The sequence below is a fragment of the Stenotrophomonas mori genome (assembly GCF_023556335.1).
Taxonomy (GTDB): Bacteria; Pseudomonadota; Gammaproteobacteria; order Xanthomonadales; family Xanthomonadaceae; genus Stenotrophomonas; species Stenotrophomonas mori.
In genome coordinates this window covers 252,611-273,034 of the sequence record NZ_JAIKTS010000003.1, presented here as the reverse complement: position 1 = coordinate 273,034, position 20,424 = coordinate 252,611, and the positions used below count along the sequence as shown (strand labels likewise).

Sequence of the window (20,424 nt, the reverse complement as noted above, 5' to 3'; positions counted from 1 at the left end):
CACCGGGCGGGCCGGCGCGTGCCGCTCTCCCGGTAACCGCCCGTGACCCCGCGGCTGGCGCTGGTTCCCGGCGAACCGGCCGGGATCGGCCCGGAGCTCTGCATCCACCTGGTCCAGCAGCCGCGCGAGGACTGCCGGCTGCTGGCGTTCGCCGACCCGCAGGTGCTGCGTGCGGCGGCCGACGCCCTCGGCCTGCCGTTGACCCTGCTGCCCGAGGATGCGCCGGCCACCGCCCCGGGCGACCTGCCGCTGCGGCCCCTGCACAACCCGGCACCGACCCGCTTCGGCCAGCCCGATCCGCGCAATGCACGGATGGTCATCGATGCACTGCTCGGCGCGGGCCGGGCCTGCCTGGACGGCGAACTCGACGGCGTGGTCACCGGCCCGGTGCACAAGGCGGCGATCAACGCCGGCGGCATCGCCTACAGCGGCACCACCGAGCTGCTGGCCGGACAGGCCGGCGTGGAGGTGGTGATGATGCTGGCCAACGGGCACATGCGTGTCGCCCTGGCCACCACCCACCTGCCGCTGCGCGAGGTGGCCGACGCCCTCAGCGCCGACAGCCTGCGCCAGGTCATCGCCACCACCCATGCCGCGCTGGCCCGCGATTTCGGCCTGCCCCGGCCGCGCATCGCCGTGCTCGGCCTGAACCCGCACGCCGGCGAGGACGGCCACCTCGGCCGCGAGGAGCTGGACGTCGTCATCCCCCTGCTCGAACGGCTGCGCGGCGAGGGCCTGGACCTGGTCGGCCCGCTGCCGGCCGATACCGCCTTCCTGCCGGCCAAGCTGCGCGGTTTCGACGCGGTGCTGGCGATGTACCACGACCAGGGCCTGCCGGTGCTCAAGTACAGCGGCTTCGAGCAGGCGGTGAACATCACCCTCGGCCTGCCGTATCCGCGCGTGGCGGTCGACCACGGCACCGCCCTGGACCTGGCCGGCACCGGTACCGCCGACCCTTCCAGCCTGCGTGCCGCCGCGACCCTGTGCGCGCGGCTGGCCGCGCACCGTAAAATCCGCCCATGAGCGCCCATCCCCCCACCCCGCGCGCCGGCAGCGGTTTCACCGCCCCGGCGAAGAAGCAGCTCGGCCAGCACTTCCTGGCCGACGCGCACTACGTCGAGAAGATCGTACTCGCGGTCAACCCGAAGCCCGGCGACCGGCTGGTCGAGATCGGCCCCGGCCAGGGAGCGATCACCTTTCCGCTGCTGCGCCGGCACCCGCAGCTGACGGTGATCGAGTTCGACCGTGACCTGATCGCCCCGCTCACCGCCGCGGCCGCGCCGCTGGGCGAACTGAACATCGTCCACCGCGACGTGCTGCAGGTCGATTTCACCGCGCTGGCCGGCGGCACGCCGATCCGCCTGGTCGGCAACCTGCCCTACAACATCTCCTCGCCGATCCTGTTCCACGCCCTGGAGCATGCCCCGGCGATCTCGGACATGACCTTCATGCTGCAGAAGGAGGTCGTGGACCGCATGGCCGCCGCGCCCGGCAACAAGGTCTACGGCCGCCTCAGCGTGATGCTGCAGGCCTGGTGCGAGGTCAGCGCGCTGTTCGTGGTGCCGCCCGGCGCGTTCCGGCCGCCGCCCAAGGTCGATTCGGCGGTGGTGCGCCTGGTCCCGCGCGACCCGGCCACGGTCGGCATCGACGATCCCGTGCATTTCGCCGCGCTGGTCAAGGCCGCGTTCGGCCAGCGCCGCAAGACCCTGCGCAACGCGCTCAGCGGCAAGGTCGACGAGGCCGGCTTCGCCGCCGCGGGCGTGCGCAGCGACGCCCGCGCCGAGCAGCTGGACGTGGTCGATTTCATCGCCCTGGCCAACGCCACCGCCGGCTGACGTCGGTTCCACCCGCTTTTGCTTACACTGCCCGCATGGACGACACCCGCCACTACGCGATCGAGATCGAGGTATCGCCTCGCTTCATCGATGAACAATCGGCGCCCGAGGATGGGCGCTATGCGTTCGCCTACACCATCCGCATCCACAACCGCGGCACCGTGCCGGCGCGGCTGATCGCCCGCCATTGGCGCATCACCGACGGCAACGGCCGTACCGAGCACGTGGACGGCGACGGCGTCGTCGGCGAACAGCCCCGGCTGCGGCCGGGCGAGGAGTTCCGCTACACCTCCGGCGTCATGCTCGGCACCGAGCGCGGCACCATGCAGGGCCACTACGACATGCTGGCCGACGACGGCACCGAGTTCGCCGCGCCGGTGGCGCCGTTCGAGCTGCGCATCCCCAGGACCCTGCACTGATGGCGACCTGGGCGATCGGCGACCTGCAGGGCTGCTACGACATCACCCAGCGGCTGCTGGAGAAGATCAACTTCGACCCGGCCAACGACCGGCTGTGGTTCTGTGGCGACCTGGTCAACCGCGGCGGCCAGTCGCTGGAGACCCTGCGGCTGGTGCATTCACTGCGCGGGAGCAGCGAAGTGGTGCTCGGCAACCACGACCTGTCGCTGCTGGCGGTGGGCGCACGCAGCGAAGAGGAACAGCGCAAGGTCAATCCCGACCTGCAGCGCGTGGTGCTGGCCGAGGACCGCGACGTGCTGCTGGACTGGCTGCGCCAGCAGAAGCTGGTGCATGTCGACCGCACGCTGGGCTGGATGATGTTCCACGCCGGCCTCGCGCCACGCTGGACGGTGGCGCTGGCCGAGAAGCACGCCCGCGAGGTCGAACTGCAGCTGCGCGGCAACGGCTACCGCAAGCTGCTGCGCCACATGTACGGCGACGGCCCGACCTGGGCACCGAACCTGACCGGCCACGAGCGCGCGCGCGCCATCATCAACATCCTGACCCGCATGCGCTACTGCACCCCGCGCGGGCGCATCGGCATGGAGGAGAAGGGCACCCCGGGCACCCAGCAACAGGGCATGTACCCCTGGTTCGAGGTGCCGGGACGGGTCGAGCGCGACCTGAAGATGGTCTGCGGCCACTGGTCGGCGCTGGACCTGACCATCACCCAGGGCGTGCACGCCATCGACACCGGCGCGGTCTGGGGCGGCAAGCTCACCGCCCTGCAGCTGGACAGCGATGAACTGCGGGTGGTGCAGGTACCCGGGCGCGATGTGCCGGCCCCTGCCCCGGGCAGCAAGCCGGCACGCAAACCACCCGCCGACGGACGCCGCAGCGACGCGCCGCCGGACGCCCCCGGCGAACGCCGCGAACCGCGCCGCCGGCATCGCCGGCACCGTGCACACGCCGGCGGCAATGGAAAACCGGGAAGTCCTCCGGGCGGCAACGGCGCTCCTGCACCGTGATCCCCCGCGCCGGCGGCGGCCGGCGCAGTGCTCAGCCCGCCCCGCGGCGCACGTAATGCGCGAAGCGGAAGGGGAAAGCGTGGCGGTCGTCCGCGGGGTGCGCGCGGCTGTCCACTTCCTGCCAGACGGCCGGATCGACCGCGGGGAAGTGCGTGTCCGCGGCGACATCGGCCTCGACCCAGGTCAGGTGCAGGTCGGTCGCCTGGCCGATCAGCAGCCGGTAGATCTCGCCGCCGCCGATCACGCACAGCTCCGATGCGCCTTCACCGGCAGCGATGCGCCGCGCCTCGTCGAACGACGCCACCGCGCGCATGCCGTCGAACGGCACCTGCCCGCGGCGGGTGAGCACCAGGTTGGTGCGCCCCGGCAGCGCGCGCCCCAGCGACTGCGCGGTCTTGCGGCCCATCAGGATCGGCTTGCCGAGGGTCAGCGCCTTGAAGTGCCTGAAATCGTCCGGCAGGTGCCACGGCATGGCATTGCCGTGGCCGATGCCATGGCCGCGGTCGAGGGCGGCGATCAGCGACAGCCGCATCGCCGCGCTCACACCGCCACCGGCGCCTTGATCGCGGGCAGCGGGTCGTAGCCGTCGATGCGGATGTCGTCGTAGGCAAAGCCGAACAGATCGCTCACCTCCGGGTTCAACCACAGCCTGGGCAGCGCCCGCGGTTCACGCGACAACTGCTCGCGGGCCTGCTCGCAGTGGTTGGAATACAGGTGCGCATCGCCCAGGGTATGCACGAAATCGCCCACGCCCAGGCCGGTGGCCTGCGCCACCATGTGGGTCAGCAGTGCGTAGCTGGCGATGTTGAACGGCACGCCCAGGAAGATGTCGCCGCTGCGCTGGTACAGCTGGCAACTGAGCCGGCCGTCGGCGACGTAGAACTGGAACAGGGTGTGGCAGGGCATCAGCGCCATCTGCGGCAGCTCGCCCACGTTCCAGGCGCTGACCACCAGCCGGCGCGAATCGGGGTTGCGCTTGATCTCGTCCACCAGCCACTGCATCTGGTCGATCTGGCGGCCGTCGGCCGCCCCCCAGCTGCGCCACTGCCTGCCGTAGACCGGCCCGAGGTCGCCGTTGGCGTCGGCCCACTCGTCCCAGATCCGCACTTGGTTGTCCTTCAGGTAGCCGATGTTGGTGTCGCCCTGCAGGAACCACAGCAGCTCGTGGATGATCGAACGCAGGTGCAGCTTCTTGGTGGTGACCAGCGGGAAGCCCTGGCCGAGGTCGAAGCGCATCTGCCAGCCGAACACGCTGCGCGTGCCGGTGCCGGTGCGGTCGGCCTTTTCCGTGCCGTGCTCGAGCACGTGCCGCAGCAGGTCCAGGTATTGCTTCATTTTCCGCCTCCGGCGAAGGGCTTCACGCCCCGTCTCCCGCCGGCGGCACCGGCTGCAGGGTCGGGGCGCGCCGCGACAGCGCCAGCAGCGCCAGGCCCAGCACGATCAGCGGCAGGCTCAGCAGCTGGCCGCGGGTGAACCAGCCGAAGGCCAGGTAGACGCCGTTGTCCGGCATGCGCACGAACTCCACCAGGAACCGGAAGCCGCCGTACAGCAGCGCGAACAGCCCGGAGACCGCATAGCGCGGGCGCGGCTTCATCGAATACGCCCACAGCACCGCGAACATCAGCAGCCCTTCCAGCAGCGCCTCGTACAGCTGCGACGGATGGCGCGCATACGGGGCGAGCAGGCCCGCGGCATGGTCCTGCTGGATCTGCGCCGCCGACATCAGCTGCTCCATGGTCGGCAGGCCGGCCGGCACGTCCTTGAGCGGTGCATGCGGAAAGACCACGCCCCAGCCGGCATTGGTGAACTTGCCCCACAACTCGCCGCCGACGAAGTTGCCGAGCCGGCCGAAGCCCAGCCCCAGCGGCACCAGCGGCGCGACGAAGTCCAGGGTGTCGAAGTAGTGCAGCGCGTGCTTGCGGGTCCACCACCAGCCGGCGGCCATGACCCCCAGCAATCCGCCGTGGAAGCTCATGCCGCCCTCCCACACCCGCAGCAGGATCAGCGGGTTGTGCAGGAAATCGGCGGTCGCATAGAACAGCATGTAGCCGATGCGGCCCCCCAGCACCACGCCGAGCATGGCGTAGAACAGCAGGTCGGAGAAGCCGTTCATGCCCACGCCGGGCAGCCGCCCGGCGCGGATCCGGCTGCGCCCCAGCCACCAGGCGGCGGCGAAGCCCAGCAGGTACATGATGCCGTACCAGTGCACCTTGATCGGCCCGAGGGAAAAGGCGATCGGGTCTATGTCGTGGAGGTAGATCATGCAGGCGGGTCCGGCGGACGAGCCCCTATTCTCAGGGCAGCGCCGCCGGGGCTCAACCGCCGCTTCAGCCGAGCACCTGTGGCCGGTCCGGAAGCTCGTTGCCGCGCGCCTGGCCGGGGAGGGCCGGGTACGGCCCGGCCAGCAGCCGCGAGACCTCCGCCACGGTCGCCCGTACCGCGGCCTCCAGCTCGCCCGCGCGCTGGCGGCGGCCGAAGTCCTCGCACAGCCGCTGCCACTGCCGCGCGTCCACGTGCGCGTGCAGCCCGCGGTCGGCGACGATCTCGATGGCATGGTCGGCCAGCAGCAGGTAGACCAGCACGCCGTTGTTGGCCTCGGTGTCCCAGGTGCGCAGCAGCGCGAAGGCCTGCTCGGCGCGCTCGCGCGGCGTCACCCCGCGCCACAGCGCCGCCAGCGGCAGGTCCGCCTCGACCGCGAACATGACCTGTCCGGAATGGGTGCGCTCGCCATCGGCGATGGCGTCGGCGATGCGTTCCAGGCATGCCTCGGAGAACCGTGCATGCGCCGAGCCCGCGAACAGGTGCCGCAGCCAGCGCATCACCAGCTCCCCGAGGCGCCACCGCCTCCGGAGCGTCCACCGCCACCGGACCAGCCGCCTCCCCCGCCGAAACCGCCGCCACCGAAACCGCCGCGGCCGATGCCGCCGCCGCGGGCGAAGCCGCCCGACGACATTCCTCCCAGCGCCAGGAAGGCGCCTGCCGCCGCGGCGATGCCGGCACCGGCCAGCGACAGCAGCAGGCCGCCACCGAGGCCGCCCAGCAGCGCGGCGAGCACCGCCCTCGAGGGTCGCGAGCGGCGCGCGAACAGCACCCGCGCCAGCAACGAGGCCGCCGCACCGATGAACAGGGCGAAGACGAAGACCGCGTCGCCCTCGCCGCTCCCGCGGTTGCTGGCCACCGGCGCCGGCAATGCCTCGCCGTCGATCAGCCCGGCCAGCACGGCGCTGGCCGCGGCGATGCCGCCGGCATAGTCGCCATCGCGGAAAGGCGGTGCCAGGTATTCCTGGATCACCCGGTTGGCGACCGCATCGGGAATGGCGCCCTCCAGGCCATAACCGGGCTCGATGCGCACCCGGCGGTCGTCCTTGGCCACCAGCAGCAGCACGCCGTCGTCCACGCCCTTGCGGCCCAGGCCCCACTGCTCCATCACCCGGGTCGCGTACTGGGCGATGTCCTCCGGCCGGGTACTGGGCACGATCAGCACCTGCAGCTGGCTGCCCTTGCGCTGCTGCAGGGCCAGGGCCTGCTGCACCAGCGCCTGCCGCTGCGCCGCGTCCAGGGTGCCGGTGGTGTCGACCACCGGCGAATCCAGCGGCGGGATCGGTGCCTGCGGCTGCGCCACGGCCACGCCCATCCCGCCCGGGCCGAGCAGCAGCACCCACAGCAGCAGCGCGCGCAGCAGGCCGGCCATCGGCTCAGTGCGCCGGCGGCGGCGGCGTGCCGAAGTCCACCGCTGGCGGCTGCGCGATCTGCGCCTCGTTCTCGACGGTGAAGTTCGGCTTGGCCGGGTAGCCGAACAGCTTGGCGGTGATGACCTGCGGGAACGAGCGGATGTAGGTGTTGTAGTCCTGCACCAGCTGGATGTAGCGGCCACGCGCGACCGTGATGCGGTTCTCGGTGCCTTCCAGCTGCGCCTGCAGGTCGCGGAAGTTCTGGTCCGACTTGAGCGTGGGGTAGTTTTCGCTGACCACCAGCAGCCGCGACAGCGCGCTGCCCAGCTCGCCCTGCGCCTGCTGGAACTGCCGCAGCGAGCCCGCGTCATCGGCATTGACCTGGATCTGCCCGACCCGCGAGCGGGCATCGGTGACCTCGGTCAGCACCTGCCGCTCCTGCTGGGCATAGCCCTGCACGGTATTGACCAGGTTGGGGATCAGGTCGGCGCGGCGCTTGTACTGGTTGAGCACTTCGGACCAGCCGGCCTTGACCGCTTCGTCCTTCTGCTGGATGGCGTTGTAGCCGCAGCCGGAAAGCAGCCCGGCAAGCAGGGCGAGCGTGGCCAGTCGGAAAAAGGGGCGCATGGCGGGTTCCTCGGCTCTCGGGAAGACCGAGCATGCCACGCGCGGCGTGCAGGCGTGGCGACGTCCCGCCGGGCCGGCGTGTCCCGCCCGTGCGTCAGGCGCGCTCGGCGCGGCGCCGCATCAGCAGGTTCAGCCACTCCACCAGCACCGAGAACCCCATCGCCGCGTAGATGTAGGGCTTGGGCACATGCACGTCCAGGCCGTCCAGCACCAGCACCACGCCGACCAGCAGGATGAAGGCCAGCGCCAGCATCTTCACGGTCGGGTTGGCGTCGATGAAGCGGCCCAGCGGATTGGCCGCCAGCAGCATCACCGCCACCGCCAGCAGGATCGCGCAGACCATCACCGGCACATGGTCGGCGATGCCCACCGCGGTGATCACCGAGTCCAGCGAGAACACGATGTCGATCACCGCGATCTGCGCGATCACCATGCCGAACACCGCCGACGCCTTGGCCGCGTCCGGCGCGGCTTCCTCGGCCCCGGCGATCAGCTCGCGGATCTCGGCGATGCCCTTGTAGAGCAGGAACAGGCCGCCGACGATCAACACCAGGTCGCGGATCGAGATGGCCATCCCGGCCACGGTGAACAGGGTGTTCTCCATGTGCGCCAGGTAGGCCAGCGACACCAGCAGCAGGATCCGGGTGATGCAGGCCACGGCGATGCCCAGGCGGCGGGCGAAGGGCCGCCGCGCCTCGGGCAGGCGGCTGACCGCGATGGAGATGAACACCAGGTTGTCGATGCCCAGGACGATTTCCAGCGCGCTGAGCGTGAACAACGTCAGCCAGACGTTCGGGTCGGCAAGCAATTCCAGAGACATGGGGGGAGCAATCCTTCAGGGGAAACCATCGACAACCGCGTGTGCAGGCAGCCTCAGAACAACCGGGGCAGCAGGATCAGACTCCAGCACAGCAGCACGTTCATCATCAACACGAACACCGCCGCCGAGCCCATGTCCTTGGCCCGCCCGGCCAGGACGTGGTACTCCGGGCCGTAGCGTTCGATCACCGCCTCGATCGCCGAATTGGCCAGCTCCATGGCCATCACCAGCAGCATCGAGCCGACCAGCAGTACGCGTTCGACCGGGGTCTGCCCGAGCCACAGCGCCACCGGCGCCAGCACCAGGAACAGGCACACTTCCAGGCGGAACGACGACTCGTGGCGCCAGGCCGCGGTCAATCCCTGCCAGGACCAGACCGCCGCCTTGAGGATGCGTCCCGGGCCGCGGGGCAGGTGGCCGGTGCCGTCAGCCACGGCCGGTGTCCCTCGTCGCCGCGCGACGGGAAGGGAGGGATGCGGAAGTACCGGAAAACGTCATGGCCACGGGACCAGTGCGTGAAGACAACGCGCGATTCTGCCACAAGCGTCTTTTCCCGGCGCCCCGGTGCGCCCCCCGGCCACGGGGCCGCACCTGTGCAGGAAGGGCATGGACGCACCCGCCATCCATAACGGTGGGTTATGCGCAGGCAAGCGAATGCGATTGGTGCCGCGCCTGCTTCCGTGGCTATGGTGACGTGCATGCCCCATGCGTCCTGCTGCGGTGCGGCAGAACGGCCCGCCTCGGCGCCGCCGTGCTGTCCGGGTTACCGTGGCTCCGCTGGCTCCTTACCGGCACCCCGGGATGGCGGAAAAATCGGCGTCGGGCATCAACCTGTATGCCATCCGTCAAGCGGACGGGCCGGCCCCCGCCGGACTGCCCTTGGCTCCGTCCCCTCCCCCCTAGTGTTGCGGAGCCACATTTCCCAGGCAGTTCCCCCCCGGCGGCGCCGGCCCTCCGCCGGACGTCACCCCAGATTCCTGCACTGGCAGGACATGAGGTACTGATTCGATGATCCAACTCGATGCCGTTCAGACGATCGCCTTCGGCGGCCTGACCCTGTTCGCCGGTTATGCACTGTGCCGGGCGATCCCGGTGCTGCGGCGCTACAACCTGCCCGAACCCGTCGTCGGCGGCCTGCTGGTGGCGCTGCTGGTGTGGTGGGCGCATGCACGCGGGACCACGCTGTTCGAGCTGGACACCAGCCTCAAGGTGCCGTTGATGGTGGCCTTCTTCACCACGCTGGGCATGAACGCCAGCCTGCGTCTGCTGCGCATCAGCGGCCGCCAGGTGATGGTGTTCCTGCTGCTGGCCGGCGGCTTCGCGGTGGTGCAGAACCTGGTCGGCATCAGCGTGGCCTGGCTGTTCGACCTGCACCCGATGTTCGGCGTGCTGGCCGGCTCGGCCACCCTCACCGGCGGCCCCGCCACCGGCATGGCGTTCGCACCGCTGTTCGAGAAGGCCGGCCTGCACGGTGCCGAGACCCTGGCCATCACCGCGGCGATGGCCGGCATCATCTGCGGCGGCGTGGTCGGTGGACCGGCCATCACCGTGCTGATGCGCCGCTTCAACATCAAGGGGCCGGCCGCGGCCGGCGCCGATGGCAGCGGCGAGGCCGACGAGAGCATAAACGTCCGCTTCGCCAACGAATCCGCGCGCGAGTTCGACGCGCTCAAGAGCATCGTGGTGCTGTTGATGGCGATGTGGCTCGGCGCCTGGGTCAGCCAGTCGTTCGAGAACATCGGCCTGACCCTGCCGTCCTACATCGGCGCGATGCTGGTCGGCGCGGTGGTGCGCAACATCGACGACTACACCGGCCTGTTCAAGCTGTCGGTGGCCACCACTGACCTGATCGGCAACATCTGCCTGGCGCTGTTCCTGGCCGTGGCGCTGATGGACCTGCGGCTGTGGGAGCTGGCCGGCATGGGCCTGCCGCTGGTGGTCAACCTGGTCATCCAGGTGGTGCTGGTGGCGCTGTTCGCGGTGCCGATCTACTACATCATGGGCCGCGACTACGACGCGGCGGTGATGGGCGGCGGCTTCATCGGCTTCATGCTCGGCACCACCGCCAATGCCATGGCGGTGATGCGCCGGCTGGTGCAGCGCTACGGCGTCGCGCCGCGGGCGTTCCTGGTCGCGCCGCTGGTCGGCGCCTTCTTCATCGACTTCGTCAACGCGCTGATCATCACCGGCTTCATCAACTTCTGGCCGCGCTGACCCGCACCGCCGGACACGTTCCACCCAGGGCCGGCGCAAGGCGGCCCTGCTGGTTTCCGGTCCCGTACATCCGGCGCGCGCGGCACCGGACGGCCTCCGCCCCGGACTGCGTCGCGACCATCGCCGCGCGGGGTCCCCCTGCCCCGTCCCGCGCATGCCGCTTCCGCGGCCGGCGAAGGTACCGGCGACGGTGCCGGGCACGCCGGCGGCCTTGCAGCCCGCGCTTTCGCCCGGGATCCAGCCATCGGCACCGGCGAAACGCCCGTCCCCGAGCACTCCTCGATGGCCGCATCGTGCAACGGCATGCGGCCGTCAGCGCCGAGCCGATGCCTGCGCACCCCGTCCCCGTACGCCGGGCATGGCCGGACTTCCCGCCGTACCGCGCCCATGCGCGGAAGGCGGCACCGGCCGCGGCCCTGCCGCCGGACACAAGCGGTCGCGGACGGACAGGGCCGGCCCCCGGCCGGCCGTCGATGCGCCCGGTAGACATGCGGAAGGAAACATCCCACCGCCCGAGCGGCGGTAGGCAGGCACGCAACCGCGGGACGCCGGCGGTCCGACGCCGGCGCCCCGCCGGTTATTGGGCCGCGGACCCGGCGCCCGGGCGCCGTGGATCGGCCGCGCCCTGCACGCCGTCCTCGGCGACCAGCAGGCTCTGCGTGCTGCCGATGGTCTCGTCGCTCTCGATGCGGTGGCCCAGCGCCTCCAGCAGGCGCAGCGTATCCGGGCTGAAGCCGCGCTCGACCTGCAGCCGGCCACTGGCCATGTCCTGGTGGATGCGCGGCTGGTGGGTGGCCTCGGCGATGTTCATCCCGAAATCGACCACGTCCACGATCGTCTGCATCACCGTGCCGGGAATGGTGTTGCCGCCCGGACTGCCGGTCACCAGCCAGGCCCGGCCGTCGCGCAGCACCAGGGTCGGCGACATGCTCGATACCGGCCGCCGGCCGGGCTGCAGCGCATTGGCCACGGTGCCGCCGGGGGTCGCGGACGCCGCCAGCTGCGCGCGCAGGGAGAAGTTGCCGATCAGGTTGCCGAGCAGGAAGCCGGTGCCCTCGGCCATCACCCCGGCACCGAAATCCGAGCCGAGGGTGAAGGTGTTGCTGACCGCGTTGCCGTCGGCGTCGATCACCGAGAAGTGCGTGGTCTGCGGGCTCTCGTAGGGGCCCGGATCGCCGGCCGTCAGGGCGGTGGCGTCCAGTGCGCGCGTCGCCGAGAAGGACGTCCAGCGCGCCTGCGCATAGGCCTTGGACACCAGCCCGTTGACCGGCGCGGCGACGAAGGCCGGATCGCCGGCATGCCGGGCACGGTCGGCCCAGGCCAGCTTGATGGCTTCGGCCATGGCGTGCAGCGCCGCCGCCGACCCGGCCCCGTGTGCGGCCAGGTCCTCCTGCTCGAGCAGGTTGAGCATCTCCAGCACGCTCGCACCGCCGCCGCTGCTGGGCGGCATGGTCACCACCTCGCGGCCGCGGTAGAGAGTGCGCAGCGGCTCGCGCTCGATGGCGCGGTAACCCGCCAGGTCGTCGAGACCGATCAGGCCGCCGTGGCGCTGCATCGCCGCCGCCAGCCGCTGCGCGATCGGGCCGCGGTAGAACGCATCCTCGCCGTCGCGCGCGATCAGCCGCAGCGATTCCGCCAGGTCCGGCTGGCGCAGGCGCTCGCCCTCGCGCAGCGCGCTGCCGTCGGCATGCAGGAACACCCCTGCACCGGCGGGACTGCGCGCCAGCCGTGCACGCCCCCAGTCCAGGGCGAAGGCCTCGTCGCGGCTGAGCACCACGCCGTCCTCGGCCAGCGCGATCGCCGGCTGCAGCAGCCGTGCCCACGGCAGGCGCCCGTGGCGGCGATGTGCCAGCGCCAGGCCGGCGACGGTGCCGGGCACGCCGGCGGCCTTCCAGCCCGCGCTTTCGCCCTGGATCCGGCCATCGGCACCGGTGAAACGCGCCAGGGTGGCGGCCGCCGGCGCCATCGAGCGGTAGTCGATGGCCACGCTGCGGCCATCGGCCGCGTCGTGCAGCAGCATGTAGCCGTCACCGCCGATGTTGCCCGCGCGCGGCAGCAGCACCGCCAGCGCGAACCCGGTGGCCACCGCGGCATCCACCGCGTTGCCCCCGTCGCGCAGCACCTGCGCGCCGATCTCGCTGGCGCGCTGGTTCTGGCTCACCACCATGCCGCGGGCCGCGTGGTCGGGCTTGTGGATGGCCGGGTAATTGAGTAGTTGCCGGGGCTGGGCCTGGGCCTGCAGCAGCGCCGGAGACGCCAGCAGCAGGCAGGCGAGCAGGGCGCGGGCGGAGAAGGTCCTGGACGGCCTGCGGGTGCTGTTTCCACACATGAAATCTTCCCTCCTGTCGAGAAAAGCGCATGGCGACGCAAGCAACCATGCGGCCATGGTCGAGCATGGCTGCTGCCCCCGGGCTTGTCCCGCAGGTTTACAGGCACCGGGCATAGCTGAGAGCTATGGTCCGTGCGCCCCGGCAGACTCCCGGACACGCACGGCATCCGCCCCTCCAGGCGGCCCTCCCGAGGCCCATAGCCTTGGGTTATCGGGGGGGTATCGAATGTGATTTTTGCCGCTTACGCCATGCGGCTACTCTCCTTCCATGCCATACCTTGCGTTCTCATCGGACACCCGCCGGTCCGCCGGACGGCGGGCCGCACACCCGCACCGCCGCGCTGGCGCCCTCCTCTGCCTGGCGCTGTTCCTGGGCCTGGCCGGATGCCGTGCGGAACCGGCCGGCGACCGCCCGCCGCAAGCCGCCGTCGCCGCTCCCGGCGGGTCCGGCGCGCTGGTCGTCGCCGCCCACCCGCTGGCGGCCAAGGCCGGTGCCGACGTGCTCGAACGCGGCGGCAGCGCGATGGACGCGGCGCTGGCGGTACAGCTGATGCTGGGACTGGTGGAGCCGCAGAGCTCGGGGATCGGCGGCGGCACCGTGCTGCTCGCCTACGACGCCCGCAGCGGCCAGGTCAGCGGCTACATCGGCCGCGAGCAGGCGCCGGCCGCGGCCGGCCCCGGCTGGTTCGACGATGCCCAAGGGCAACCGCTGGCACGCGCCGACGCCATGCTTTCCGGCCGCGCCACCGGTGTCCCCGGCACCCTCGCCACGTTCGCCCTGGCGCTCCAGGAACACGGCCGGCTGCCGTGGGCGCAGCTGTTCGACGGCACCATCGCCACCGCCGAGCACGGTTTCACCGTCACCAAGCGTCTGGAACAGCACATCCACGGCCGCTTCCCGCAGGCATCCAGCGCCGACGTCCGCCGTTTCTTCGATGACGGCCACGGCGGCCTGCTGCAGGCCGGCGACACCCTGCGCAACCCGGCCTACGCCGCGACCCTGCGGACCCTCGCCGCCGGCGGCGCCGATGCCTTCTACCGCGGTGCGCTGGCCCGGGCCATCGTCGCCCGCACCGCCGACGCCCCGCGTCCCGGCGCGATGACCCTGGACGACCTGGAAGGCTACCGTGCCGAGAAGGTCGCACCGCTGTGCCGTCCGCTGCGCGGCTACCAGCTGTGCTCGCTGCCGCCGCCGGCCAGTGGCGTGGGCGTGCTGCAGCTGATGGCCCTGCTCGACGGCACCGACATCGCCCAGCGCGGCGCCGACGACCCGCAGGCCTGGTTCCTGTTCGCCGAGGCCAGCCGCCTGATGTATGCCGACCGCGACCGCTACGTCGGCGACCCGCGCTTCACCGAGGTTCCGGTCGAAGGCCTTCTCGCACCCGGCTACGTCGCGTCACGGCGCGCACTGATCGGCCCGCGGGCGGCCACCGCGGCACCCGCCGCCGGCCGCCCCGCCGGTGCGCCGGCGGTCCCGGCCGATACCACCGACGAACCCGGCGGCACCAGCCACTTCGTGGTCGTGGATGCCGACGGCAACGCCGTCTCGGTCACCACCACGATCGAATCGTTCTTCGGCTCGGGACGCATGGTCGAGGGGTTCTTCCTCAACAACCAGCTCACCGACTTCGCCTGGGACCGCAAGGACGGACGCCCCGGCATGGCCAACGCCATCGCCGGCGGCAAGCGCCCGCGCTCGTCGATGTCGCCGCTGCTGCTGCTCGATGGCGACGGCCGGCTGGCCGGTGCACTGGGCTCGCCGGGCGGCTCGGCGATCCCGGCCTACATCGGCAAGACCCTGGCCGGCCTGCTCTACTGGGACCTGCCGCTGGACCAGGCGGTGGCGCTGCCCAACCTGGTGGCACGCGGCACCCGCTTCGATGGCGAAGCCGAGCGCTTCTCCCCGGCCCTGCGTACCGCGCTGCGCGAGCGCGGCGTGGATGTCCGCGCCGGCTCCGGCGAGGACTCCGGGCTGCACGGCATCTTCCTGCGCGACGGCCGCTGGGAATGGGCCGCCGACCCCCGCCGCGACGGCACCGCCGCCTTTCCCGCCCCCCGGACCCCCGATGCAACCCCTTGACACCCACGGCGAGCCCGCCGGCGCCGACCTCGTGGTCGTGGGCGCCGGCGTCGTCGGCCTCGCCACCGCCTATGCCGCCGCGCGCCGCGGCCTGTCCGTACTGCTGCTCGACCGTTCGGAGGGCCCGGTGCAGGGCACCTCGTTCGCCAATGGCGCCCAGCTCAGCTACGCCTATACCGACGCGATGGCCGGCCCGTCCACCTGGAAGCAGCTGCCGTCGATGCTGTTCGGCCGCGACGGCGCGTTCCGCACGCGCTGGTCGGCCGATCCCGACTTCTGGCGCTGGGGCCTGTCGTTCCTGCGCCAGACCAGTGCCGCGCGGCTGCAGGCCAACACCCTGGCGACGCTGGAGCTGGCGCTGGAATCGCGCACCGCGCTGCACGCCCTGCTGCAGCGCCACCCGATCCCGTTCTACCACGCGACCTCGGGCAAGCTGCACGTCTACCACGATGCCCAGGCCCTGCAGGGCGCCCGCGCGATGATGGCGGTCAAGCGCCCGTTCGGCGTCGAACAGCACCTGCTCGATGCCGGCCAGGCCATCGCCGCCGAGCCGGCACTGGCGGCGATGCCCGGTATCGCCGGGGCGGTGCACTCGCCGCAGGAAGAGGCCGGCGACCCGTTCCTGTTCGGGGTCGGGCTGCTGCAGGTCCTGCAGAAGCACTACGACGTGCGCACCCGCTTCGGGTTCGACCTGCGGCACCTGCAGCGCCGCGGGCGCGAATGGCTGCTGCAGTCCTGCACCGGCGAGGCGATCCAGGCCCGCCGGGTGGTGGTGTGCACCGGCATCGACGGCGCCGCGCTGCTGCGCCCGCTGGGTGTGCGGGTACCGCTGATGGCGATCAAGGGCTATTCGTTCACCGCGCCCTGCGGCGCCAACGCTCCGACCGCCAGCATCACCGACACCTCGCGCAAGCTGGTCTTCTGCCGGCTCGGCGACCGCATCCGCGTCGCCGGCCTGGCCGACCTCAACCACTGGGACCCGAAACCCGACCCTGCGCGCATGGAGCAGCTGATCGCCATGGCCCGCGCCTCGATGCCCGAGGCGGCCGACTATGCGCTGGCCGCGAACCGCTGGGCCGGGCTGCGCCCGGTGCTGCCATGGTCCTCGCCGATGATCGCCAACGTCGGCGACGGCCTGGTGTGCAACCTCGGCCACGGCATGCTCGGCTGGACCCTGGCCATGGGCAGCGGCGAACGCGCACTCGCACTGGCGGCCGCCCGGTGAGCCGCCGACCGCGGGCGGTCGTCAGCACCGTCCGCATCGACTAGGATCAGGCCATGCGCCTGCGCCAGATCGAAGTCTTCCACGCCATCTACACCACCGGGTCGATCAGTGCCGCGGCCCGCTCGCTGCACGTCTCCCAGCCCTCGGTGAGCAAGGTGCTGCACCACACCCAGTACCAGCTCGGCTTCGAGCTGTTCAAGCTGGTGCGCGGACGCCTGGTCGCCACCGACGAGGCGCATGCGCTGTTCGTGGAGGTCAAGGACATCTACGGGCGGATGCTGTCGCTGCGCAAGGCGGTGAGCAACATCCGCGACATCGGCGGCGGGCACATCCGCCTGGCGGTGGTGCCCTCGCTCGGCCAGCACGTGGTGCCGGGCGCGATCACCGCCTACCGGCAGCGCCACCCCGACATCACCTTCGACGTGCAGACGCTGCACCACGGCGACCTGTTCCAGGCGCTGTACGAACGCGAATGCGACATCGCCATCGCCTACAACCCGCCGCAGCACCCGCGCATGCAGCGGCGGGTGCTGGGCCAGGGGCAGCTGATGCTGCTGTTCGACACCAGCCAGTGGCCCGATCCGCCGGCGCGGATCCCGATGCGCTGGCTGCAGGACCGCGACATGGTCGGCATGGCCAGCAGCGGTCCCATCGGCGACCTGTTCGCCAGCGAAGTGGAGCACCAGGGCATCCATATCCGCGAAGTGGTCTCCAACCAGACCTACGCGCTGGCGGCGGCGCTCACCCGCTGCGGCGCGGGCATGAGCGTGATGGACGAGTTCACCGCCTGCGCCAACGCCGGTGGCCGCCTGCTGGCGCGCCCGCTGGAGCCGGCCATCGACTTCCGCATCGAATGCGTGCACCTGGAGGACCGGCCGCCGTCCAAGCCGGCCATCGAGTTCATCCGCCAGTTCCAGCGCAGCCTGGCCGAGAACCGCGACGGCCCCGACGCCGGCTGACAGCCCGGCGCGCGCAGGCCGCGCCGCTCACCCCGGGATGCGGTCCATGCGGATGCGGTTGGCGAACAGCGAGAACGCCAGCGTGCCGGCCAGGCCGTTGGCGCGCTGCAGCCACGGCGGCAGCCAGCGCGGGGGCGCCAGCACCCCGGCCTCGAACAGCGGCGCCAGCGCCTCGACGTCGCCCAGGGTCATCTTGCCGGCGAACAGCCAGTGGCAGTACCGCAGCTTTTCCTCGCGCAGCATCCGCCGGAAGAAGGTGTGCACCGCCACCAGCCCGTGCAGGTACACGGTGTCCTTGTTGAACGCCCCGCCGCCGGTCGCCGGAACCCCGCGGAATACCCGCTGCGCCGAGGCGAAGCTGTCGGGCATGGGTTGCCCGGCCGCCCGGAAGTAACGGAACACCTCGATGAAATCCGCCCCTTCACGCGCCATCGCGATCGCCTCGATACGCAGGCTGATGCGCTTCAGGCGCTGGATGTCGATGCTGCCGGTGACCTGCTCGGCGAACGTCGCCAGCCCCTCCTGGGTGGCGGTGGAACGCGGCGATGACAGCCCCAGGCTCGGCAGCAACGGCTGCACGCGGCCGTTGAGCGCGGTCAGCGAATGCACCAGCGCCTCATGCTGGAACAACTGTGCACGGTCGTAGACGCTGAAGCTGGCGCCGCTGCGCAGACGGATGCGGGTGGCCCCGGCCGCGGCCTTGGCGATCAACTGCGGATCCAGCTCCACACGGATCACCCGGCCCTCGAAAAATCCGTCCAGGTCACCCTGAAGCTGCAGCTGCAGCGCCGCCGCCGACACCGGCACCTGTTCCTCCGGCGCGAGCAGCTCGTGGTCCATTTCCTGCGCGATCCGGATGAAATGCCGCGCCGCTTCGCGGACGCTCGGCCCATGCCCGGGCATCGGCTGGTCCGGGGTACCGAACAACTGCGCCGACAGCGCGTCCACCTCGGCGGTGCCCAGCGCTTCCAGCAAGCGCGCGGCCAGGTCCCAGCTGCGGGCCGAATCGCGCAGGTAGCGGCCCAGCGGATGCGCCGGATCGGCCGCAGCGGCGATCCCCGCCAGCGCGCTGCGTTCGGCGCTGAAATCGTGCCGGGGATACGCCACCTGCGGCAGCGCCAGCGTCCCGCGCGCGGCCTCCTCCAGGAACCGCGCCTGCACCGCTGCCGGCCAGCTGCTGAGCGTCAGCAGGCGGATCCCGCGCACCGCCGCGACCAGCCGCGCATCGAGCGCGGCGTGATGGGCGATGGACGGATCGGATCGGGCCATGGGCCCACGATAGCAAGCAGCGCCGCGCCGCCTTCACCGCCCCCGGCACGCGGCCGGCAATTTGGCTACTCTTGGCGCGAAGCATCCGCTTCACTCCATCAAGACGCACGACGGCCCTGCATGCGCCCACGCATCACGGCCGTCCCGTCTCCAGTATCCCAGGGGAAAATCGATGAAGATTCCGGCGATCCGCTGCATCGTCAGCGTGGCATTGCTTCTGTCGCTTGCCGCATGTGCCACCAACCGCTCCACCCTCCTGCTGAACGTCCCCTCGGGGGGGCCGTACCCTCCGGCGGAGAAGGTTGCCGCGATCACCTCGATCACCGACTCGCGGACCTTCGAGACCGCCCCCCGCGACCCCAGCATCCCGTCCCTGAAACAAGGGGGCCAGTACAGCCTGGATGCCGAGGGCAAACTCCAGGCCATCGCACGCAAGCGCAACGGCTACGGCAAGGCGCTGGGCGACATCCTGCTGCAGTCGCCGCAGACCATCCTGAGCATCACCCGCGAGCTGGTGACCAACGGACTGCGCGAGAAGGGCTACCGGGTACTGGCGGCCGATGAAGCCGTTCCCGAGGAGGCACTGAAGGTCGCGGTCGACATCCGCCAGTTCTGGGCATGGATGACCCCGGGGTTCTGGGCCATCGACATGGAGGCAAAGCTGGAAACCCGGATCGAGTTCAACGGCACCGGCGCCCACAGCGCCGACGTGAGCGCGTACGGGAAGAAGACCGCGCCGACCGGGAAGGAAGGCAACTGGCAGCAGGCGTACGAACACCTGTTCCAGGACTACCTGCTGAAACAGAAGGCAGCGCTGGACCAGGCTCCCCTGTAAGGCCTCAGCCGCGCCCGCCCTTCCCGGGCGGGCGCCGCCCGCGCCCGGCGCTGCGGCGCTCGTCGGCCTGCTCGGCCTGGCGCTGCGCCAACCGGGCCGCGGCCACGGCGACTTCGTCGCGCAGCTTGAGGTAGTTCGCCAGGCGCGCCTCCTCGATCTCGCCCCGCTCGATCGCCGTGCGTACCGCGCACCCCGGCTCGTGCTGGTGCGAGCAGTCGCGGAAGCGGCACTGCGCGGTCAGCGCCTCGATGTCGGCGAAGCCGGCCTCGGCCAGCGCCTCCTCGCCGGTCGGCTTGAGCTCGCGCATGCCCGGGGTGTCGATCAGGCAGGCGCCGCCCGGCAGCGGCAGCAGGGCACGGTGGGTGGTGGTGTGGCGGCCGCGCGAGTCGCTTCCGCGCACCTCGCCGGTCTTCATGCGGTCCTCGCCCAGCAGGGTGTTGGTCAACGTCGACTTGCCGGCCCCGGACGACCCCACCAGTACCGCGGTGCAGCCGGGGCCGAGCCAGGGCGCCAGCGCGGCCACGCTGGCCGGGTCCTTGCCGTTGATCGCCAGCAGCGGAATGTCCTGCGCGGACAGGTCCTCCAGGACCGCCAGTGCATCGGCGCCGTACTCGGTCCGGTCGGCCTTGGTCAGCACCACCACCGGCGCCGCGCCGCCACTGCCGGCCAGCATCAGGTAGCGCTCGATCCGCCGCGGATTGAAGTCCGCGTCCAGCCCGCAGACGATGAACACCGTATCGATGTTGGCCGCGATCACCTGCTGGTGGTAGTGCTCGCCGGCCGCGCCGCGCTTGATCGACGTGCGCCGCGGCAGCAGCGCGACGATGCGCGCGCCTTCCATCAGCACCCAGTCGCCGACCGCCGCGCGCTCATGGCTGGGAAACCGTGGCCGCTGCCATTCCGGCAGCGACTCGGCCTTGCGCGCGCTCTCCGGCGCATCGGCCACCACGTAGCCGGAGCGGTGCTGCTCGACCACCCGCGCCGGGCGCGCCTGCGGGTGCGCGGCGAACGCCGCCTGCCAGGCGGGCGCTTCCGGCGCACCGGGCCAGGGCCAGCCGATGCGGCGCAGCGGAGCGAAGTCGAGGGTATCGGTCATCGGTCAATTCTAATGCGCCCGGCGGCGCGCGCCGGTGC

At 71.5% G+C, this 20,424-nt stretch carries 20 protein-coding genes; 9 read left to right on the top strand and 11 right to left on the bottom strand.

The features are described from left to right. Positions 1-42 precede the first annotated feature (42 nt). The 4 genes from pdxA to K5L01_RS10705 are packed head-to-tail and all read left to right on the top strand — an operon-like array spanning position 43 to position 3,261. Positions 43-1,023 (top strand): 4-hydroxythreonine-4-phosphate dehydrogenase PdxA, encoded by a 981-nt coding sequence (gene pdxA / locus K5L01_RS10720; protein ID WP_250064385.1) that lies wholly within the window; start codon positions 43-45, stop codon positions 1,021-1,023. Beyond that, on the top strand, positions 1,020-1,835 hold the full coding sequence (gene rsmA / locus K5L01_RS10715; RefSeq protein ID WP_250064384.1) for a 16S rRNA (adenine(1518)-N(6)/adenine(1519)-N(6))-dimethyltransferase RsmA: 816 nt from the start codon (positions 1,020-1,022) through the stop codon (positions 1,833-1,835). The genes pdxA and rsmA overlap by 4 nt, the downstream gene beginning before the upstream one ends. Before the next feature lie 35 nt (positions 1,836-1,870). Then, positions 1,871-2,254, top strand: coding sequence for a Co2+/Mg2+ efflux protein ApaG (apaG, locus tag K5L01_RS10710; protein ID WP_250064383.1), 384 nt, complete (start codon positions 1,871-1,873; stop codon positions 2,252-2,254). Further along, positions 2,254-3,261, top strand: coding sequence for a symmetrical bis(5'-nucleosyl)-tetraphosphatase (locus K5L01_RS10705; protein ID WP_250064382.1), 1,008 nt, complete (start codon positions 2,254-2,256; stop codon positions 3,259-3,261). Before apaG ends, K5L01_RS10705 begins: the two co-directional genes overlap by 1 nt. 31 nt (positions 3,262-3,292) lie before the next feature. On the opposite strand, the gene K5L01_RS10700 is transcribed toward K5L01_RS10705, so the two are convergent. The 8 genes from K5L01_RS10700 to K5L01_RS10665 all read right to left on the bottom strand — a co-directional run bounded on the left by K5L01_RS10700 (position 3,293) and on the right by K5L01_RS10665 (position 8,813). Beyond that, entirely contained in the window at positions 3,293-3,793 is a 501-nt protein-coding gene (locus K5L01_RS10700) for a dihydrofolate reductase (protein WP_250064608.1), read from the bottom strand. Positions 3,794-3,801: 8 nt separating this feature from the next. Further along, positions 3,802-4,596, bottom strand: a complete 795-nt coding sequence (locus K5L01_RS10695) for a thymidylate synthase (protein WP_250064381.1) — start codon at positions 4,594-4,596, stop codon at positions 3,802-3,804. A 22-nt stretch (positions 4,597-4,618) separates the two neighbouring features. Continuing rightward, positions 4,619-5,524 carry a prolipoprotein diacylglyceryl transferase gene (gene lgt / locus K5L01_RS10690; RefSeq protein WP_250064380.1) on the bottom strand — a complete coding sequence of 302 codons (906 nt, stop codon included), beginning with the start codon at positions 5,522-5,524 and terminating at the stop codon, positions 4,619-4,621. 64 nt (positions 5,525-5,588) lie between these two features. Continuing rightward, a complete protein-coding gene (locus K5L01_RS10685; RefSeq protein WP_250064379.1) occupies positions 5,589-6,080 on the bottom strand; it encodes a TPM domain-containing protein in 492 nt (163 codons plus the stop codon). Next, positions 6,080-6,952 carry a TPM domain-containing protein gene (locus K5L01_RS10680; RefSeq protein WP_250064378.1) on the bottom strand — a complete coding sequence of 291 codons (873 nt, stop codon included), beginning with the start codon at positions 6,950-6,952 and terminating at the stop codon, positions 6,080-6,082. Before K5L01_RS10680 ends, K5L01_RS10685 begins: the two co-directional genes overlap by 1 nt. Before the next feature lie 4 nt (positions 6,953-6,956). Further along, positions 6,957-7,559, bottom strand: a complete 603-nt coding sequence (locus K5L01_RS10675; RefSeq protein ID WP_250064377.1) for a LemA family protein — start codon at positions 7,557-7,559, stop codon at positions 6,957-6,959. Positions 7,560-7,653: 94 nt separating this feature from the next. Then, a complete protein-coding gene (locus tag K5L01_RS10670) occupies positions 7,654-8,379 on the bottom strand; it encodes a TerC family protein (RefSeq protein ID WP_250064376.1) in 726 nt (241 codons plus the stop codon). A 53-nt stretch (positions 8,380-8,432) separates the two neighbouring features. Further along, on the bottom strand, positions 8,433-8,813 hold the full coding sequence (locus K5L01_RS10665; RefSeq protein ID WP_250064375.1) for a diacylglycerol kinase: 381 nt from the start codon (positions 8,811-8,813) through the stop codon (positions 8,433-8,435). 574 nt (positions 8,814-9,387) lie between these two features. Between K5L01_RS10665 and gltS the strand changes: the two genes are divergently transcribed. Next, a complete protein-coding gene (gene gltS, locus K5L01_RS10660; protein ID WP_250064374.1) occupies positions 9,388-10,593 on the top strand; it encodes a sodium/glutamate symporter in 1,206 nt (401 codons plus the stop codon). 577 nt (positions 10,594-11,170) lie between these two features. Here gltS and ggt read toward each other — a convergent pair. After that, a complete protein-coding gene (gene ggt, locus K5L01_RS10655; RefSeq protein WP_250064373.1) occupies positions 11,171-12,922 on the bottom strand; it encodes a gamma-glutamyltransferase in 1,752 nt (583 codons plus the stop codon). 499 nt (positions 12,923-13,421) lie between these two features. Here ggt and K5L01_RS10650 point away from each other — a divergent pair, with 499 nt between their 5' ends. The 3 genes from K5L01_RS10650 to K5L01_RS10640 are packed head-to-tail and all read left to right on the top strand — an operon-like array spanning position 13,422 to position 17,186. Further along, positions 13,422-15,002, top strand: coding sequence for a gamma-glutamyltransferase family protein (locus K5L01_RS10650; RefSeq protein WP_250064372.1), 1,581 nt, complete (start codon positions 13,422-13,424; stop codon positions 15,000-15,002). Beyond that, complete coding sequence (locus K5L01_RS10645) at positions 14,989-16,227, top strand: FAD-dependent oxidoreductase (protein ID WP_250064371.1); 1,239 nt, start codon at positions 14,989-14,991, stop codon at positions 16,225-16,227. Before K5L01_RS10650 ends, K5L01_RS10645 begins: the two co-directional genes overlap by 14 nt. A 53-nt stretch (positions 16,228-16,280) precedes the next feature. Further along, entirely contained in the window at positions 16,281-17,186 is a 906-nt protein-coding gene (locus tag K5L01_RS10640) for a LysR family transcriptional regulator (protein ID WP_250064370.1), read from the top strand. Between the two features lie 27 nt (positions 17,187-17,213). Here K5L01_RS10640 and K5L01_RS10635 read toward each other — a convergent pair whose 3' ends face one another. Further along, positions 17,214-18,455: a flavohemoglobin expression-modulating QEGLA motif protein gene (locus tag K5L01_RS10635; RefSeq protein ID WP_250064369.1), complete on the bottom strand. Its 1,242-nt coding sequence runs from the start codon at positions 18,453-18,455 to the stop codon at positions 17,214-17,216. A gap of 172 nt (positions 18,456-18,627) precedes the next feature. Between K5L01_RS10635 and K5L01_RS10630 the strand changes: the two genes are divergently transcribed. Then, the gene (locus K5L01_RS10630) at positions 18,628-19,290 is read left to right on the top strand and encodes a hypothetical protein (protein WP_250064368.1); all 663 of its coding nucleotides are present in this window, start codon (positions 18,628-18,630) and stop codon (positions 19,288-19,290) included. Between the two features lie 4 nt (positions 19,291-19,294). On the opposite strand, the gene rsgA is transcribed toward K5L01_RS10630, so the two are convergent. Beyond that, a complete protein-coding gene (rsgA, locus tag K5L01_RS10625) occupies positions 19,295-20,386 on the bottom strand; it encodes a ribosome small subunit-dependent GTPase A (RefSeq protein ID WP_250064367.1) in 1,092 nt (363 codons plus the stop codon). Positions 20,387-20,424: the final 38 nt, after the last annotated feature.